The organism is Belnapia sp. F-4-1, assembly GCF_000802185.1.
Lineage (GTDB): Bacteria > Pseudomonadota > Alphaproteobacteria > Acetobacterales > Acetobacteraceae > Belnapia.
The window spans coordinates 977,075-994,717 of the sequence record NZ_KN676113.1; the positions used below are offsets into that span (position 1 = coordinate 977,075).

16 protein-coding genes are annotated in these 17,643 nt (G+C 72.0%); 2 read left to right on the forward strand and 14 right to left on the reverse strand.

The features are described from left to right. Positions 1 to 18: 18 nt before the first annotated feature. The 7 genes from LH62_RS04835 to LH62_RS28040 all read right to left on the reverse strand — a co-directional run bounded on the left by LH62_RS04835 (position 19) and on the right by LH62_RS28040 (position 7,231). The gene (locus LH62_RS04835; protein WP_369796738.1) at positions 19 to 1,515 is read right to left on the reverse strand and encodes a tripartite tricarboxylate transporter permease; all 1,497 of its coding nucleotides are present in this window, start codon (positions 1,513 to 1,515) and stop codon (positions 19 to 21) included. Positions 1,516 to 1,570: 55 nt separating this feature from the next. Beyond that, the gene (locus tag LH62_RS04840) at positions 1,571 to 2,080 is read right to left on the reverse strand and encodes a tripartite tricarboxylate transporter TctB family protein (RefSeq protein WP_043359637.1); all 510 of its coding nucleotides are present in this window, start codon (positions 2,078 to 2,080) and stop codon (positions 1,571 to 1,573) included. After that, positions 2,077 to 3,042 carry a tripartite tricarboxylate transporter substrate binding protein gene (locus LH62_RS04845; RefSeq protein ID WP_052213714.1) on the reverse strand — a complete coding sequence of 322 codons (966 nt, stop codon included), beginning with the start codon at positions 3,040 to 3,042 and terminating at the stop codon, positions 2,077 to 2,079. The genes LH62_RS04840 and LH62_RS04845 overlap by 4 nt, the downstream gene beginning before the upstream one ends. A gap of 57 nt (positions 3,043 to 3,099) precedes the next feature. Continuing rightward, positions 3,100 to 3,861, reverse strand: a complete 762-nt coding sequence (locus LH62_RS04850; protein ID WP_082012351.1) for a SapC family protein — start codon at positions 3,859 to 3,861, stop codon at positions 3,100 to 3,102. Between the two features lie 198 nt (positions 3,862 to 4,059). Beyond that, positions 4,060 to 5,223: a beta-glucosidase gene (locus tag LH62_RS04855; RefSeq protein WP_236552474.1), complete on the reverse strand. Its 1,164-nt coding sequence runs from the start codon at positions 5,221 to 5,223 to the stop codon at positions 4,060 to 4,062. 135 nt (positions 5,224 to 5,358) lie between these two features. Beyond that, entirely contained in the window at positions 5,359 to 6,435 is a 1,077-nt protein-coding gene (gene hrcA, locus LH62_RS04860; protein WP_043359641.1) for a heat-inducible transcriptional repressor HrcA, read from the reverse strand. 70 nt (positions 6,436 to 6,505) lie between these two features. Next, a complete protein-coding gene (locus LH62_RS28040; RefSeq protein WP_052213716.1) occupies positions 6,506 to 7,231 on the reverse strand; it encodes a transposase in 726 nt (241 codons plus the stop codon). Positions 7,232 to 7,395: 164 nt separating this feature from the next. On the opposite strand from LH62_RS28040, the gene LH62_RS04870 reads away from it, so the two are divergent. Continuing rightward, positions 7,396 to 9,156, forward strand: a complete 1,761-nt coding sequence (locus LH62_RS04870; protein ID WP_043359644.1) for a bifunctional diguanylate cyclase/phosphodiesterase — start codon at positions 7,396 to 7,398, stop codon at positions 9,154 to 9,156. 30 nt (positions 9,157 to 9,186) lie between these two features. On the opposite strand, the gene LH62_RS04875 is transcribed toward LH62_RS04870, so the two are convergent. The 6 genes from LH62_RS04875 to LH62_RS04900 form a co-directional block, all read right to left on the reverse strand. Beyond that, positions 9,187 to 9,510, reverse strand: a complete 324-nt coding sequence (locus LH62_RS04875) for a gamma-glutamylcyclotransferase family protein (RefSeq protein ID WP_043359645.1) — start codon at positions 9,508 to 9,510, stop codon at positions 9,187 to 9,189. Between the two features lie 9 nt (positions 9,511 to 9,519). Beyond that, entirely contained in the window at positions 9,520 to 10,935 is a 1,416-nt protein-coding gene (pgmG, locus tag LH62_RS04880) for a phosphoglucomutase/phosphomannomutase PgmG (RefSeq protein WP_043359646.1), read from the reverse strand. A 10-nt stretch (positions 10,936 to 10,945) separates the two neighbouring features. Further along, the gene (locus LH62_RS04885) at positions 10,946 to 11,821 is read right to left on the reverse strand and encodes a UTP--glucose-1-phosphate uridylyltransferase (protein ID WP_043359647.1); all 876 of its coding nucleotides are present in this window, start codon (positions 11,819 to 11,821) and stop codon (positions 10,946 to 10,948) included. Positions 11,822 to 11,939: 118 nt separating this feature from the next. Further along, a complete protein-coding gene (locus tag LH62_RS30125) occupies positions 11,940 to 12,152 on the reverse strand; it encodes a hypothetical protein (protein WP_043359649.1) in 213 nt (70 codons plus the stop codon). Positions 12,153 to 12,211: 59 nt separating this feature from the next. Further along, complete coding sequence (locus LH62_RS04895; protein WP_043359650.1) at positions 12,212 to 12,889, reverse strand: hypothetical protein; 678 nt, start codon at positions 12,887 to 12,889, stop codon at positions 12,212 to 12,214. Next, positions 12,889 to 13,584 carry a hypothetical protein gene (locus LH62_RS04900; protein WP_043359651.1) on the reverse strand — a complete coding sequence of 232 codons (696 nt, stop codon included), beginning with the start codon at positions 13,582 to 13,584 and terminating at the stop codon, positions 12,889 to 12,891. Before LH62_RS04900 ends, LH62_RS04895 begins: the two co-directional genes overlap by 1 nt. A 128-nt stretch (positions 13,585 to 13,712) precedes the next feature. Between LH62_RS04900 and LH62_RS04905 the strand changes: the two genes are divergently transcribed. Next, positions 13,713 to 15,299, forward strand: coding sequence for a hypothetical protein (locus tag LH62_RS04905; protein ID WP_043359652.1), 1,587 nt, complete (start codon positions 13,713 to 13,715; stop codon positions 15,297 to 15,299). Positions 15,300 to 15,315: 16 nt separating this feature from the next. On the opposite strand, the gene LH62_RS04910 is transcribed toward LH62_RS04905, so the two are convergent. Further along, positions 15,316 to 17,601, reverse strand: a complete 2,286-nt coding sequence (locus tag LH62_RS04910) for an NADP-dependent malic enzyme (protein ID WP_043359654.1) — start codon at positions 17,599 to 17,601, stop codon at positions 15,316 to 15,318. Between the last annotated feature and the right edge of the window lie 42 nt (positions 17,602 to 17,643).

Below are 17,643 nucleotides of genomic sequence, written 5' to 3' on the forward strand. Positions count from 1 at the left end.
CGGCGCCGGCCGTCGCCCCTACCTGGCGCCGGCGAAGCGCCCATACAATCGCGGCCCCACCAACGCGACCAGGGCCAGCAGCAGGATCGCCAGCGAGACCGGGCGGGTGAGGAAGGTCGTCCAGTCTCCCTCGCTGATGGTCAGCGCCTGGCGCATCGCCTGCTCCGCCATCGGGCCGAGGATCATGCCGATGACCACCGGCGCGGTCGGGAAGTCGAAGCGCCGCATGAACATGCCGATGATGCCGATGACGTAGAGCAGCACGAGGTCGGTCACGCTGTTGCTGATGCCGTAGGTGCCGATGGTCGCGAAGACCAGGATGCCGGCGTACAACTGGGGCTGGGGAATCTTGAGGATGCGCGCCCACAGCCCGACCAGCGGCAGGTTCAGCACCACCAGCATGATGTTGGCGATGTAGAGGCTGGCGATCAGCGTCCAGACCAGCGCGCCCTGCTGCTCGAAGAGCAAGGGGCCGGGGTTGATGCCGTAGCTCTGGAAGGCGCTCAGCATGATCGCCGCCGTCGCCGAGGTCGGCAGGCCGAGGGTCAGCATGGGGACCAGGATGCCGGCCGCCGCCGCGTTGTTCGCCGCCTCCGGCCCCGCCACGCCCTCGATGGCGCCCGTCGTGCCGAACTCCTTCGCATGCTCCGGCTTCACCAGCTTCCTCTCGGCATAGTAGCTGAGCATGGTCGGCATCTCGGTGCCGCCCGCCGGCATCACGCCGAAGGGGAAGCCAAGCAGCGAACCGCGGAACCAGGGGCCGATGCTGCGCCGCCAGTCCTGGCGCGACATCATGATGCTGCCGACCTGGCGCACCTGCGGCGCCGCGTTCGTATGCCGCCAGGCCATGTAGAGCGTCTCGCCGACGGCGAAGAGCGCGACGGCGACGAGCACCACGTTCACCCCGTCCAGCAGTTCCGGCACGCCGAGCGTCATGCGCGGCTGGCCGGTCTGCAGGTCGATGCCGACCAGCCCGAGCAGCAGGCCGAAGAAGAGGCTGGTGAGGCCCCGCAGCGCCGAGCCGCCGAGCACCGCCGAGACGGTGACGAAGCAGAGCAGCATCAGCGAGAAATACTCGGCCGGGCCGAGCTTCAGCGCGAGGTTGACGACGACGGGGCCGAGGAAGCTGATGCCCAGCGTGCCGATGGTGCCGGCCACGAAGCTGCCGATGGCGGCCGTCGCCAGCGCCGGGCCGGCACGGCCGTTGCGCGCCATCTTCGCCCCTTCGAGCGCGGTGATGATGGAGCCGCTCTCGCCTGGCGTGTTCAGCAGGATGGAGGTGGTGGAGCCGCCATACATCGCACCGTAGAAGACGCCGCAGAACAGGATGAAGGCGCCCGTCGCCTCCACCTTGAAGGTGATCGGCAGCAGCAGCGCAATGGTCAGCGCCGGGCCGATGCCGGGCAGCACGCCGATCGCCGTGCCGAGAAAACAGCCGAGCAGCGCCCAGCCGAGATTGCCGAGCGTCAGCGCATTGGCGAAGCCGAGCTGCAGGCCGGCGATGCTGTCCATCATCGGCGTCCTGCCCGTGGAGCGGCGAAGCCGCGAAGCGGATAAGCAGGCCGCATGATCAGATTACCTCCTGGCCGAGGGCACGCAGCACGAGGCCTTCCAGCACGCCCGCGCCGATGTTGACGCCGAGCAGCTCGACGAAGAGGAACCAGACCAAGAGGGTCAGCACCAGCGCCAGCACCAGATCGCGCAGCAGGCGGCGGGAGCCGAAGGCGGCGGCCACAAGCACGAATTGCGCGCTCGCCGCGATGGAGAAGCCGAGCGGGCCGATCAGCACGAGGTTGGCCGCGAGCCCCGCCAGCAGCAGACCAAGCGAACGCCAGTTGGTCGGCGGCGCCTCGCGCACCCCGTCCAGCGTGTGCGACCAGCCACCGCGGAGCGCGCTCGCCACCAGCCCGGCGCCGAGAGCGAAGAGGCCGGCCGAAACCACATAGGGCACCGCCTTGGGGCCGACCTGGGCATAGATCGGCGAGGCCGGGATCACGCTCGTCTGCCAAAGCGCGAGCGCGCCGAGCAGCAGGACGAAGGCTCCGACCGCGAGGTCGGGGCCGGTGCCGGGCCGGGTCACGCGAGCCCGATGTCCTTCAGCACCGCCTCGGTCTGTGTCACGTCCTGCGCGAGGAAGGCGCTGAAGGCGTCGCCGGTGAGAAAGGCGTCCGCCCATTCCCGCGTCTTCAGCATCTCCGTCCAGGCCGGCAGGGCGTGGATCTCCGTCATCAGTGCGACAAGCTTGTCGCGCGCGTCGGGCCGGATGCCGGGCGGGGCGAAGACGCCGCGCCAGTTGGTGATCACCACGTCGACGCCGCTCTCCTTCAGCGTCGGGATCGCCGGGTCGAGGCGCTGATCGCCGGTGGTGGCGAGCGCGCGCATGCGGCCAGACTTGATCTGCTCGGCGAACTCCGAATAGCCGGAGATCCCGGCCTTCACCTGCGCGCCGAGGATCGCCGCCTGGGCCGGGCCGCCGCCGGCGAAGGCGACGTAGGAGCCCTCCTTCGCCGAGCGGCCGAGCGCCTTCAGGATGAGGCCAAGGGTGATGTGGTCCGTCCCGCCCGCCGAGCCGCCGGCGATGGAGGTACCGCCCGGATTGGCCTTGAGCGCGTCGAGGAAACCCTTGAGGTCCTTGATGTCGGAGCTGGCCGGCACGACGACGACGCCGGCCTCCTCCGTCATGCGCGCGACCGGCGTCACGTCCTTCAGCCCGACCGGCGTCTTGTTGGTGAGCGTTGCGCCGACCATGATGGAGCCGGCGACCATCAGTGCATCCGGCCGCCCGCGGCGCTGGCCGACGAAGCGCGGCAGGCCGACCGAGCCGCCCGCGCCGCCGACATTCTCGAACTGGAAGCTGCCGACGAGGCCCGCCTGCCGCGCGACCTGCTCGATCGCCCGGCCAAGGCCGTCCCAGCCACCGCCCGGCCCGGCCGGGATGAACATGTAGAGGCTGGCGAGACGCTGCTGCGCCCGCGCGTCGTGGGCAAGGGCGGCGGCGGGCAGCCCGGCCGCAACGGCCAGCAGGTGACGGCGTCCGGTCATGCTTCCTCCCGATGGAGCCTTGACCGTCTGTTAGTCCTCCCGGCCGCCCTCGTCCATCTACCCGCCGATGCCGCGCGCCAGGTCCGGGATGCCGCCGATCGAGAGGAGATGGGCGTAGATCACCTCGAGCCAGCCATGGTCACGCAGCTCGGCGAGCTGCTCGGGCGGCAGGGCGGCCAGCGCCGGGCGATCCACGGCGAAGAAGCCGTCGATCCGCACCGGATGGCCATGCTGTTCGAACTGCACGACGGAGGATTTCAGCAGGCCGAGTTCCGCCAGGCGCTGCGTCATGGTGCGCGTGCGCAGCATCGCCTCCTCCACCGACTTGGTGAAGGCGAAGGCGCGCTCGAGCTGCGGCGCCGGCTTGCCGTCCGCGGTGAAGAGCGGCTCGCCCGCGCTGTCGCTCACCTGCGGCGCCCCCGGGTCGATGCAGAGGGCGAGCTCGTCGGAGTCCTGCGTCACGCGCAGCAGGAAGAACGGGTAGCGGCGCAGGTAGGCCGGCACATAGGCGCCGATTTTCCAGGCCCCGCCGCTGTCGACGAAGAGGTTGGTGCCTGCCGCCAAGCCGGTCAGTGCGACCGGCATGTGCGGCGCCTGGGCAGCGAAGACGATGGCAAGGCTACGCGCGGCGATGGCGAATTCCTCGGCGGCGAGCGGCACCGCGCTGGCGGCGGCGGCGAAGCCGTAGCCGGCGTCGCGCAGCCGGAGCGCGCTGTGGCGCTCCGCGGTCAGCCCCTCGAGCTGGCGGTAAAGCGGCGGCAAGGTCGGCGCGGTGGCGGCGCCATTCATCCCGGCGGGGGCAGTCGAGCTCTCAGACATGTGACCAGTTCCTTCGGGCGGGGTCGTGCCCCAGCCTGTAACACCTCCGCAAGAACCGCACCCCTGGAATGGCGGGGCGAAGCTGTGCGCTGGGCGGGCGGCTGGAGGCACTGACGGTGGGCACCCGCTCGGCAAGTCAGGGCTGGAGGTCGGCCAGCGCCTCGCGGCAGCCGGCCTGGTGGCGGTGGATCAGCCCTGTCAGGCAGCGGCGTCGGAGCGCTCGCCGAAGAACTCGGCGAAGTCCTGCTGCTGCCGCCGCAGCTCCCGCGCCAGCGGGGCATGGACCGGGCGGCGGCCATGTCGGGGCTCCATCTCCAGGAGGCCGTTCGGGCAGTAGCGGTCATTGTCCCAGCCCGGATGGCTGAGCACGGGGTAAAGGCAGATGCCCTCCACCGGCACGCCGGCGCGGATGGCCTCGCGCACCTCCTCGGCGACGTAGCGCAGCCAGAGGGCACGGCGATCGCCCTCGATGCTGGTCTCGGCGACGAAGATGGGGCGCTTGAAGTGATTGTGGACCTTGGCCAGCAGCTCGCGCAGCGGCACCCAGCGCTCGTCGAAGACGGAGAGCGGGGCGGCGTCGCGGCCCTCATGAAGCCACCACTGGTTGTTCCAGTAGAAATTCACCCCGATGGCGTCCAGCACGTCCTCGCTGCCGCCGAGCTCCGGCGCCTGCCGGCCGAGCAGCATGTCCCAGGCCTCCCACATGCCGGCGTTGCGCGCCTCGGAGGGGGCGATGTCCTCCACCACGTTGGGGCGGCCGACGGTGTTGATCAGCGGCTCCACCGCGAAGACGCGGGTGCCGGGCACGGCCTGGCGCATGGCGCGCGTCGCGGCCAGCGTCGCGGCGACGGCCTGGCGCTTCACTTCCGGCCCGCGGCCGCGGCTGCAGGGGTTGAAGTGGCCCGTCTCGCCGCCGGCCCAGGCGAGGAAGGAGATCTCGTTCAGCGGGCAGAGGGTCGGCGCTTGGCCGGTCTCGGCGCGGGCCAGTTCGGCGAAGCGCACCGCGTACTCGGCGAAGCGCGGGGCGAAGTCGTCCGAATAGAAGTCGAGCCAGTTCGGCCAGCCGTAATGGCAGAGGTCCCAGACCACCTGGGTGCCGGTGCGGCTCGCGGCCTGGAGCAGCGGTTGCACGGGCGACCAGTCATACTGGCCGGGACCGGCGGCCTGGACGAGGTGCCAGCGCACCCCGTCGCGCACCGCGCGGATGCCGTGCTCGGCGACCTGGCGGTAATCCTCCTCGGCCAGCAGGTCATGCCGGGTGGCGGCGATGAGGTCGAGGCGACGGCCATCATTGCGGCGATGCGTCGAGCATTCGAAGCCGCCGAGGAAGAAGCTGCGGAACAGGCTGGGTCGGAAGCTCACGATCGGATCCATCCGTGGTGGCGGGGCGGGTTCCCGCCAGGACGGGACGGGTGTCGCATGGACGCCTTGCCCACTCCTTGACGGTTGAACCGACACCCCAAAGCCGGAATGCCGGAAGCGTTCCCGCCCGCCGGGTCACCCCAAAAGGCGGCCGATCACGCGCGCCGTATAGTCGACCACCGGGATGACCCGGCCGTAATTGATCCGCGTCGGGCCGATGACGCCGATGGCGCCGACGATCTTCTCCTGGCCGTTGCGGAAGGGGGCGACGACCATGGAGAGGCCGGCGCTGTCGAACAACCCGCTCTCGGCGCCGATGAAGATCTGCACGCCCTGCCCGCGCTGGGCGAGGTCGAGCAGGCGGAGCACCGTCTCCTGCGCCTCCAGCCGCTCGAACAGCGCCTGGATCTCGCCGAGGCGGGCAGCCTGGTCGAGGTTCTGCAGCAGCTTCGCCTGGCCACGGATGATGAGGCTGCCGCCGCCGCCGCCGGTCCAGGTGGCGAGGCCGGATTCGACCACCTGGTTGGTCAGGGCGTCGAGCGCTGTGCGGTTGGCCGAGATCTCCTCGCTGACATGCAGCCGCGCCTCGTCGAGCGAGCGGCCGGCGAGGCGCGCGTTCAGGTAGTTGCTCGCCTGCACCAGGGCGGAGGGCGGCAGGCCGGGGGGGACGTCGATGACGCGGTTCTCGACGCGGCCATCGGCGGTGACGAGCACGACGAGCGCGCGGCCGGGGCCGAGGCCGACGAACTCGATATGGCGGATCGTCCCCTCCGATTTCGGCGCGACGACGAGGCCGGCGGCGCCGGCGAGGCCGGAGAGCATCTGCCCGGCCTCGGCCAGCGTTTCCTGCATGGAACGGCCGGAGGCGGCGCAGCGGGCGGCGATCTCGCTCCGCTCCTCCTCGCCGAGGTCGCCGAACTCCAGCAGCCCGTCGACGAAGAGGCGGAGGCCGCGCTCGGTCGGCAGCCGGCCGGCGGAGGTGTGCGGGGCGTAGAGCAGCCCGGCCTCCTCCAGGTCGGCCATCACGTTGCGGATGGAGGCCGGCGAGAGGCCGAGGGGCAGGCGGCGCGAGAGGGTGCGCGAGCCGACCGGCTCCCCGGTCGTGACGTAGATTTCGACCAGCTCGCGCAGGATGGTCGCGGCGCGGCTGTCGAGCCCGGCGAGGAGGGTGGCGCCACCGGCCGCGCCGATCGGCGGTTTCGGCGGAAACATCAACGGCTTGGACCCTTGTGCATTCGAGGAACAAGGTAGGGAGCCGGGATGCTCCGCGTCAATGCGGCGCTCATGCCGGCTCCATCCATCGCGGGATGCGGGCGCGGCCTGCGACGAAGCGGTGCATCGAGTGCAGCGTGCGCCAGAGCTGCCTGGGCGGGTGCCAGGGGCGCTCCAGCATGGACTGGGCGAAGCGGGTGAAGACGGGTTGGTAGGTTTCGGACAAATCCGGGTCGGGGAGGAACTGCGACGGCGCAGGCAGCGCGGAGAACAGCTTCAGGCGGCGGGCGAGGACGATGGCGTGGAGATTGCCGCAAAGGCGGATGGCGCGGCGGAAGGCGCAGCAGATGCGGTGCGCCAGGGTTGCGAGGCGCCGCGGGTGCATGGCCAGCGCCACGAGCAGGCGGGGCCAGAGGCCGGCGCGGGCCCAGCGGCGGTAGGAGCGCGAGACGGTGTCCGGCTTGCCGTGCCCGGGCGGCAGCAGGCGCCAGGGCGCGCGGCCGCCCTGGTGCTTGGTGGTGGCCCAGCGGAAGATGGCGTCGAGCCGGGCGCGCGGGGTGCCGTCGAGCGGCCGGCCGCGCTCGTGCAGTCCACCGCAGCCCATGGCGGCCATGAGCGGTTCCATCTCGGCCCATTCGCGGTCGGTCATGGGCGCCCAGGGTCGGGGTGGCGTCAGGCAGGTGAGCGGGTCGAGGTAGATGCGGCGGAGGATGTCGTGCCGCGCGAGGAAGTCGGCAGGGAAGAGGCCGGCGGGGATAGGGTCGGGGCGGCGCGGCTTGCGGCGGTGGAGGGGCATGGGACGCGTCCGACGATCAGGACAGCCATCCTATCAGGATTTTATTCCTTAAGCAACAACATCCCGCGATCATCTTACGGTAAAGCCGCCGGTAATCATCTTGCGTTAGTTGCCCACGATACCCATCCGTCCCTCAAGCGCCTCATTGTCAACCAAGGACAGCGATGCCCACCGAAGCCGCGCGACTGGATGCCCTGAGGCAGCTCGACCTTCTCGATACGCCGCCAAGCGAGGCCTTCGACCGCATCACCCGCATGGCGGCGCAACTCTTCCGGCTGCCGATCGCCGCGATCTCCCTCACCGATCTCGACCGGCAGTGGTTCAAGTCCCGCGTCGGGGTGCAGCACCGGTCCATCCCCCGCGAGAAGGCGCCCTGCGCCGCGGTGGCGGAGACCGCCGACACCCTGCTGATTCCCGACCTGCTCGCCGATCCCTGCTACCGGGAAAGCCTGCTGGCCCGTTCCGGTATCCGCTTCTATGCCGGGGCGCCGCTGGTCACGCGGGACGGCTACGGGCTCGGCGCCATGTGCGTCCTCGGGACGGAGCCGCGCGAGGCGAGCGAGGAGGAGATGCGGGCGCTGGCCGACCTCGCCGCCATGGCGATGGCGCAGATCGAGTTGCAGCATGCCTTCGGCCGCATCGACCCGATGAGCAGCCTGCCCAACCGGCTGCAATTCATCGAGGATCTCGAGGACATGGCGCGGGACCTGCCGGCGCCGGAGCGCCGCCTCGCCGTGCTGATCGACCTCGCCGGGCCCGAGCAGATCAGCCAGGCGGTGCGCGTGCTGGGGCCCGGCTTCATCGACGGGCAGGTGCGCGAGGTGGCGCGGCAGCTGCGCCAGGTGGTCGGGCCGCAGCGCAAGGCCTATCACGTCGCCGCCACCCAGTTCGTCTTCCTGGCCCGGCCCGGCACGGAGGAGGCGGTCTATGCCGGAAGGCTGGCCGGGGCGCTCGAGCGGCTGCGGGGCGGCGATGCGCGCTTCCTCGCCGGCGCCACCGCGGGCATCGCCCCCTTCATGCTCGGCGAGGCGGAGCCGCAGGACGTGCTGCGGACGGCCCACAGCGCGGCGCAGGATGCGCGCCAGGCGGTGCAGCGGGTCGGGCTGTTCTCCTCCGCGCAGGACGCGGCGCATCGCCGGCGCTTCGCCCTGCTCGATGCCTTCGCCGAGGCGCTGCAGCAGCCGGAGCAGCTCCGCCTCGTCTTCCAGCCGAGGATCGACCTGGCAAGCGGCCGCTGCTGCGGGGCGGAGGCGCTGCTGCGCTGGCGCCATCCGACCCTCGGCGAGGTTTCGCCCGGGGAGTTCATGCCGCTGGTCGAGCAGACGGCCATGGCCCGGCCGGCCACCGACTGGGTGATGCAGCAGGCCATGGGGCAGCTCGCGGCCTGGCGGCGGGCGGGCCTCGACCTGCGGCTCTCGGTGAATGTCTCGGCGACCAACCTCGCCGAGCCGGACTTCGCCACGCGGGTGCAGGAGGGGCTGGCGCGGCATGCGCTGGAGGCGGACCGGCTGGAACTCGAGCTGACCGAAAGTGCCGTTATGGCCGATACGGGCCAGGCGCTGGCGATGCTGGAGGCGCTGGCCGGAATGGGCCTGCATCTGGCGATCGACGATTTCGGCACCGGCCACAGCAGCCTCTCCTACCTGCAGCGGCTGCCGGTGCAGGTGGTGAAGATCGACCGCAGCTTCGTGCAGGGCGTGGCCGAGGACCAGCGGCAGCATGCGCTGGTCTCGGCCATGATCGCGCTGCTGCGGGGGCTCGGGCACCGGGTGGTGGCCGAGGGGGTGGAGACCAAGGCGGTGCTCGACCTGCTGGTCCGGCAGGACTGCGACGAAGCGCAGGGCTACCTGATCGCCCGGCCGATGGCGCCGGAGGCGCTGGACTCCTGGCTGCGTGCCCGGCAGGAGGCGGCGCCGGCGCTCTAGCCTGTCGCTTGGACGGGCAAGCTCCGACCGTCAGCCGGCACGCCAGCGCGGGGCGACCCAGGCATGGGCGCGGACCGGGCCGCGTGGGGTATGTGGGCGGACGGGGGTGAGGCGGTATTCGGCGCCCTCATAAGCGGCGAGGCGGCGGAAGGCCGCAGGGCCGGGGCGGAGGAGCGCGCCTTCGGTGACCGCGCCGGGCTGGCGGATCAGCGTCGGGTAGGGCGTGCCGCGGAGGGGGCGGCGGGCGTGGCCCGGCAGCACCGCGGGGCGGAGGCGGCGGGCCAGGCGGCGCTCGCCCGATTGCCGGGCGAGCACCTCTGGGTCGAGCAGGCTGCCGTAGAGGAAGAGCAGCACGCCCCGGTGTCAGTGGCCGGCGTTCTCGGCGGAGAAGTCGGGCACGGGCAGGCCGCTGGCGATGAGCTGCTCGGCCAGCAGCGCCTTCAGCCGGTCGAGCCCGGCCTCGCTCGATGCCTCGCAGCGGGCGACGAGCACGGCCTGGGTGTTGGAGGCGCGCAGCAGCCACCAGCCGTCATCCGTCAGCACGCGGACGCCGTCCACGTCCTGCACGCGGGCGCCCGAGGCGGCGAGGCGCTGCTTCACCTCCTGCACCACCTGGAATTTGCGGTCCTCGGCGCAGTCGAAGCGCAGCTCCGGCGTGTTGATGACCTGCGGCAGGGCGGCGCGGACCTCGCTCAGCCTTTCCTGCATGCGGGCGACGATGCCGAGCAGGCGGATGGCGGAGTAAGGCGCGTCGTCGAAGCCGTACCACTTGTCGGCGAAGAAGATGTGGCCGGACATCTCGCCGGCGAGCGGGCTGCCGGTCTCGGCCATCTTGGTCTTGATGAGCGAGTGGCCGGTCTTCCACATCAGCGGCGTGCCGCCGGCCTTCTGCACCTCGTCGAACAGCACCTGGCTCGCCTTGACGTCGGCGATGATGGTGCCGCCGGGCTTCGACTTGAGGACGTCGCGCGCCAGGATGATGAGGAGCTGGTCGCCGAAGAGGATATGGCCCTCGTTGTCCACGACGCCGATGCGGTCGGCGTCGCCGTCGAAGGCGATGCCGAGATCGGCCCTGGTGCGGGCGACCTCGGCGATGAGCTGCTCGAGGTTCTTGGCGACGGTCGGGTCGGGGTGGTGGTTGGGGAATGTGCCGTCCACGTCGCCGTTGATGACGGTGTGCTCGCCGGGCAGCTTGCCCGCCAGCGCCTTCGTCACCTCGCAGCCGGAGCCGTTGCCCGGGTCCCAGACGACCTTCAGGGGGCGGGTGCCGCCGTCATAGTCCTGCATCACGCGGGCGACGTAGTCGGCCATGATCTCGACCGGGCGGTCGGTGCCCTCCGTCGCGACGGGGACGACGTCGCCGTCCCGCGCCATGCGGCCGATCTCCTGGATCTGCGGGCCGTAGAAGGGCTTCTGGCCCAGCATCATCTTGAAGCCGTTGTAGTTCGGCGGGTTGTGGCTGCCCGTCACCATCACCGCGCCGTCGGCGGCGAGCGCATGGCTGGCGAAGTAGAGCATCGGCGTGGCGACGAGGCCGATGCGCAGCACCTCAAGCCCGCAGGCGCGCAGCCCCGCGACGAGCTGCGGCTCGAGGTCGGGCGAGGAAAGGCGGCCGTCATAGCCCACCGCGACCTTGGTGCCGCCCTTGCGGGTGACGATCGAGCCGAAGCATCGGCCGATGGCAAAGGCGTCCTCGGGCTGCAGCGTCTCGCCGATGATGCCGCGGATGTCGTATTCGCGGAGGACGGTGCCATGGAATTCGTGGTGGAAGACGGACATCGCGTGATCCTTACGCGTAACGCTGGAGAATGCCGCGCATGGCCGGCGCCATGTCCGGCCGGGCGAGGGCGAAGGCGATCTGCGCCTCGAGGTAGCCGGCCTTGTCGCCGCAGTCGAAGCGGCGGCCCTCGTAGAGCACGCCGTGGAAGGGCTGGGTGCCGATCAGCTTCGCCATGCTGTCGGTGAGCTGGATCTCGTTGCCGGCGCCGCGCTCCATCTTGGAGAGGTGGCCGATCACCTCGGGCATCAGCACGTAGCGGCCGATGACGGTGAGGTTGGAGGGCGCCTGCTCGACGGGGGGCTTCTCGACCAGGCCCTTCACTTCCACGAGCTTGCCAGTGGTGGCGCCGGGGTCGATGACGCCGTAGCGGTTGACGATCTCCCGCGGCACTTCCTCGACGGCGACGACGTTGCCGCCGGTCTCGTTATAGGCCTCGGCGAGCTGCTTCGTGCAGGACACCTCGCACTGCATCAGGTCGTCGGGGAGGAGGATGGCGAAGGGGTCGTCGCCGATGAAGGCGCGGGCGCACCAGATCGCATGGCCGAGGCCGAGCGGCACCTGCTGGCGGGTGGTGATGATGGAGCCGGGTTGCACCGCCTGGGCGTGGAGCATGTCGAGCTCCTTCTGCTTGCCGCGCTCGGTCAGCGTGCGCTCCAGCTCGACGGCGACATCGAACTGGTCGACCAGCATCACCTTGCCGCGGCCGGTGACGAAGCAGAACTCCTCGATGCCGGCGGCCCGCGCCTCCTCGACGGCGTACTGGATGAGGGGCTTGTCCACGACGGGGAGCATTTCCTTGGCCATCACCTTGGTGGCGGGCAGGAAACGGGTGCCGAGGCCGGCGACGGGCAGGACGGCCTTCTTCAGCGGCTTCTTGGCAGGCACGGGGCTCTCCCTCTCGGGTGGCGATCAGCGCGCCGCGGTTGCGGCGCCCGGGCGGAGGGATGCCATGCGGGATGGGGGCGGGGCAAGTTATGCCCGCGCCCTGGATGCCATGCGTGGATCAATCGCCCTTCGGCGTGGTGTCCACGGCCCAGGGGCCGCGGGCGGCGTCGCCGGGGACCGGGGCCTCGTCCTCCTCCTGAAGCAGGGTCTTGTCGCGGGTGAGGCCGCGGGCGTCCTTCTCGCCGGTGGCGGGCTGGCCGCGGTTGCCCTGGCGGAACTCGGTTTCGCCGAGCTGGCCGCTGCGGTCGTCGCTGCCTTTGGGCTTGGTCATGGGGCTTCTCCCTTTGGTGGGTGAAGGGAAGCCAACGCGGCCCGGCCGGGGGGCGTTCGTTAGCCCAGCAGGATGTCGCGGGCCTGGTTGATGCGGGCGGCAAGCCAGTCGCTGCCGCCGCGGTCGGGATGGGCGCTCCGCATCAGGCGGCGATGGGCGGTGCGGACGGCATCCGCATCGGCGCCCTCCTCGAGACCCAGGACGGAGAGCGCTTCGGCGCGGGTCATCGGCCCGCCCTCCATGGGCTCGGAGGCGGCGTCGCGCCAGCCGGGATGGGTGCGGTCGAGCCAGGTCTCGAGCAGGGGGATGCTCTCCGGGTCGGCGCTGCGGCAGTCCGCCATGAGGGCGAAGAGGGTGGGGAGGTCGAGGCTCGCCAGGTCGCGGCCGGCCTCCGCGCCGCGGAGGATGCGGCCGGAGAGGGTGCCGGTGACGTGGTCGAGATGCATCGCCAGCGTCGCCGTCTCGACCGTGCTGGCATCGTCGGCCGGGCGGGCGAAGCGGCGGGCGGCAATCCAGCCGCCGATGCGGCGCCAGAGCACCGGGCCGAAGAAGACCAGCGCCCAGAGCGCCTGGGCGCCACGGCCGCTCAGCAGCAAGAGCAGGAGCAGGCCGGTGCCGAACAGGGCCAGCAGCCAGAGCCCCACCTTCCGGATGGCCGCCGGCGAGGCCCCGGCGAAGGCGCGCAGCAGCCAGAGGCCAAGGAGCAGCGCCAGCGCACCGAGAGCGAGATATGCCATCAGCCGGGCGCGGGAAGCTGGCCGGCGATGCGACGGGCGGCCTCGCCCGGCAGCCGGGTGAGGGCGGCGCGGCCGCCGGCGGCATAGACGGCGACGGCGCGCAGCAGCTCGCCGAGCGTCGCGGCGCTGGCGGCGTCGAAGGGGGCGTAGGCGCCACCGGAGACCCTGGCGAATTGGCGGAAGGCGTCGCGGGCGCGCGGGTCGCCGCCCTCGTGGAAGGCGAAGACCGGCGTGCCGTGCAGGCCGAGCTGCCCGGCCTGGTGGCAGAGCGGGTCCAGCGGCTCCTCCACCGCATCGCCTATCAGGATGAGGCCATGGACGCGGTCGCGCCTGGTCTCCGCCAGCGCGTGCTGGAAGACGCGGCCGATCTGGGTCTGGCCGCCGAGGCAGGCGATGCCGGTCATCCGGCGGGTCAGCTCCCCGGCATCGGCGAGGAAGGGGGTGGCGGCGAATTCCTCGAAGCCGCGGAAATAGGCGAGGCGGATGAGAAGGCCGCCGAGGGCGCGCGTCGCTCCGAACATCTCGCCCTGGAGCTGGCAGGCGCGGTCCCAGGTGGGCTGGCGCGAGGCGGTGGCGTCGATCGCCATGATGAGCCGGCCGGGGCGGTGGCTCGCCGGGCGGGCGGGGAGGCTCGCGACCTGCTGGAGGAACGCAGTGACGGCGGTGGAGCCCGGGGCGGTGGGCAGCTTGCTCATGCGGCGGAGATGGGCCCGGCGCAGCGCGGGCGGTAGGGGGATGGGCACTCGTCGCGGTGGCGCAAAATTGCAGGCGGGTCCGGCGAGGCCATGCGACACTCGGCCTGAAGGATCGGACGGAGGCAGGGATGCGCGGCTTGCGGGGCGTCGGGGTGCTGGGCGGGATGGTGGCGATGCTGGGAGGCGGCTTCGCCCTGGCCCAGGGCAAGCCGCCGGCGCTGGGGGCACCGCAGCCGCAGCAGCAGCCGGGTGGGAAATTCGGCCCGGCGCCCGCGCCCGTCCCGCCGCCCGCGCCGCCGCCGCAGGTGGACAAGTTCGCCAATCCGCCGCCGATGCTGGCGCCGCGGGCCGAGACCCCTCCCCCGGCGCCGGCACCGCGCGCCGACAAATTCGGCAATGGCGGGGCCGCGCCCTCCCCGGCCCCTGCCCCGCCGGCGGCGGCCCCCGCGCCGGTGCCGCCGAACGAGCCGGCGGCGCTCGGCCAGCTTCGCGCCATGCTGGGCCCTGGAACGAGCCTTTCCTACCGCAGCGCGGCCGAGGCCGGGCCGAATGCCGCGCGGATGCAGGATGCCGAGATCCGCACGCGGGAGGGCGAGCGGATCACCGCGCAGGAGATGGTGGTCGAGCGGCCGGGGGCGGATGCGATCGGCGCCCTCACCGGGCAGACCCTCACCTTCACCACCAGGGAGGGGAAGGTCACGGCGATCGGGCGGATGGAGCTGCGCGACTTCGGCGTGCAGCGGCCGGCGCCGGGGGCGACCATGCGGCCGGACCAGATGAGCCTCGGCCTGCTGCGGCTGGAGGCGCTGGCGGTGCAGGGCGAGCGGCCGGTCGGCATCGCCGAGATCCTGGTGCAGGACTACCGCGCCGGGCGGGCGGGACGGGCGACCGTCACCGGGCTCGACGTGCTGGTGCCGGAAGGCGGCGGCGTCGCCGACCGGGTGAAGGTGGCGCGCATGGCGCTGGAGGGGATCGACCTCGCCGGGACCTTCGCCGCGCTGGCCGACAAGCAGACGCCGCCGCGGCCGCCGGGGGCCTATACCGCCTCCATCGAGGGGGTGACGGTGACGCAGGGCGATGCCGCGGTCGGCTCGCTCGGCGCCATGCGGATGACGGGCGCGCTCGGCCAGGGCGGGCCGGATACCGGGCGGGTCACGCTGGAGGGGCTCAGGGTCGAGCCCTTCCCGATGATCGCGCCCTGGCTGCAGCGGCTCGGCTACGGGGCGCTGACCGGGGATTTCTCGGTGGAGAGCCGGGTCGATCAGGCGGCGGGGCGGCTGGAACTGGCCGGGATGCTGCTCGGCGTGCGGGATGCGGGGGCCTTCGGCCTGTCGCTGACCATGGACGGCATCGCGCCTGAGGGCTCGACGCAGGAAAAATTCGCCGCCGCCCGGCTGGTCTCGATGACCATGCGCTACCTCGACCAGTCGCTGCTGGGGCGGCTGGCCTCGGCCGAGGCGCGGGACCGGCGGCAGCCGGAGCGGCAGGTGCGCGAGGCCTGGGCCAGCCAGGCGGCGGGCGCCATGCAGGGCGGCACGGGCGCCGTGGCGCCGGTGCTGGCGGCGGTGCAGCGGCTGCTGCGCGGCCAGGCGCAGGAGGTGACGATCAGCATGCAGCCGCCGAAGCCGGTGCCGGTGAGCGAGCTGTCGGGCGCGGCGGCGGGCGGCCCTGCCGAGGTGCAGCGGATGCTCGGGATCACCGCGACCTCGCGGTAGGGGCGGGCGGCGGGCCTCAGCCCGCCTCCGCCCGGAGCCCGTTCGCCTGGTGCACCGCGAGCGCCGTCATGTTGACGATGCCGCGGGCGGTGACGCTCGCCACCAGCACATGCACCGGCTGCTTCATCCCCAGCAGCATCGGGCCGAGCTGCAGGCCGTCGGCGGCGGCCTTCACCAGATTGAAGCTGATATTGGCGGAATCGAGGTTGGGGAAGACCAGCAGGTTCGCCGTATCGGTCAGCGGCGAATCCGGCACGGCGCGGGCCCGGATGGCCGGCACCAGCGCGGCATCGGCATGCATCTCGCCATCCACCTCGAGGCCGGGCGAGCGGGCGCGGATCAGCGACAGCGCCTGGCGCATGGTGCGCGCGGTCGGCGCGTTGGAGGCGCCGAAGGAGGAGTGGCTGAGCAGCGCCACCTTCGGGGTGATGCCGAAGGCCTCGACCTGCTCGGCGGCGAGCAGCGTCATCTCGGCGACCTGCTCCGGCGTCGGCTCGACCAGCAGGTGGGTGTCGACGAAGAAGAGCGTGACGCCGGAGACGATGACGGCCGAGAGCGCGTAGACGCGGGCCACGTCGGGGCGCTTGCCGATGATCGAGTAGGCGTCGTGCCACTGGTCCATCCAGTTGCCGCTGCCGCCGATGAGGGCGGCATCGACCGCGCCGGCCTCGAGCAGCATGGCGGCGGCGACGTTCGGGTCGGTGCGGAGGCGGCGGGCCGCGGCCTCGGGGGGCACGCCGCGGCGGCCGACCTTGGCCTGGTAGCGGGCGAGCAGCGGGGCGAAGGCCTCCTCGTCGGTGCCGGGGTCGAGGACGCGGACCGATTCGGAAAGATCCATGCGCAGGCCCATGCTGCGGACCTTCTCCTCGATAACGGCGCGGCGGCCGAGCAGCACCGGCTCGGCAATGCCGTCGTCGAGCACGGTCTGCACGGCGCGCAGCACGCGCTCGTCCTCGCCCTCGGCATAGGCGACGCGGCGGGGGCTGCCCTTCGCCGCCTCGAACATCGGCCGCATCAGATTGCCGGAGCGGAAGACGAAGCGTTCCAGTTCCCGCCGGTAATGCGCGAAGTCGGCGATGGGGCGGCGGGCGACGCCGCTGTCCATCGCGGCGCGGGCGACGGCCGGCGCCACTTCGAGGATCAGCCGGGGATCGAAGGGCTTCGGGATGATGTAGTCGGGGCCGAAGACGGGGGCCTGGCCGCCATAGGCGGCAGCCACCACCTCGGAGGCTTCGACGCGGGCCAGCGCCGCGATGGCATCCGCCGCGGCGACCTTCATGGCCTCGTTGATCGTGGTCGCGCCGACATCGAGGGCGCCGCGGAAGATGAAGGGGAAGCAGAGGACGTTGTTGACCTGGTTCGGGTAGTCGGTGCGGCCGGTGGCGACGATGGCGTCGGGGCGGGCGGCGCGGACGGCCTCGGGCAGGATCTCGGGCTCGGGGTTCGCCAAGGCCAGGACCAGGGGCCTGGGGCCGAGCTTCGACAGCCATTCGGCCTTCAGCACGCGGGGGGCGGAAAGGCCGAGGAAGACATCGGCGCCTTCCAGCACCTCCTCCAGCCTGCGGGCATCGGTGCGGCGGGCGTAGCGGGCCTTGAAGGGGTCCATCTGCTCCGCGCGGCCTTCATAGACCACGCCGGCGATGTCGCAGACGGTGACGTTCTCGCGCCGGAGGCCCATCGCCACCAGCAGGTCGAGGCAGGCAAGCGCGGCGGCGCCGCCGCCGGTGTTGACCAGCTTCACCTCCTCGATCCGCTTGCCCTGGAGGAGGAGGCCGTTGCGGACGGCGGCGGCGACGATGATGGCGGTGCCGTGCTGGTCGTCGTGGAAGACGGGGATGCGCATCCGCTCGCGCAGCCGGCTTTCCACCTCGAAGCATTCGGGGGCCTTGATGTCCTCGAGGTTGATGGCGCCGAAGGAGGGTTCGAGGGCGGCGATGACCTCGATCAGCTTCTTGGGGTCACGCTCCTCGACCTCGATGTCGATGGAGTCGATGCCGGCGAATTTCTTGAAGAGGACGGCCTTGCCCTCCATCACCGGCTTCGAGGCCAGCGCCCCGATGGCGCCAAGGCCGAGTACCGCGGTGCCGTTGGAGATGACGGCGACCATGTTGCCGCGCGTCGTGTAGTCCCAGGCGGCGTCGGGGTTGGCGGCGATCTCCTCGCAGGCGGCGGCGACGCCGGGCGAGTAGGCGAGGCCGAGGTCGCGCTGCGTGGCCATGCGCTTGGTCGGCTCAATCGCCAGCTTTCCGGGCCGCGGGTGGCGGTGGTAGTCGAGCGCGGCCTTGCGGAAATCCTCGTCCATTGCTGGTCCCCCTGAACGCGCCGCAGTCTAGCCGGGGGCGCG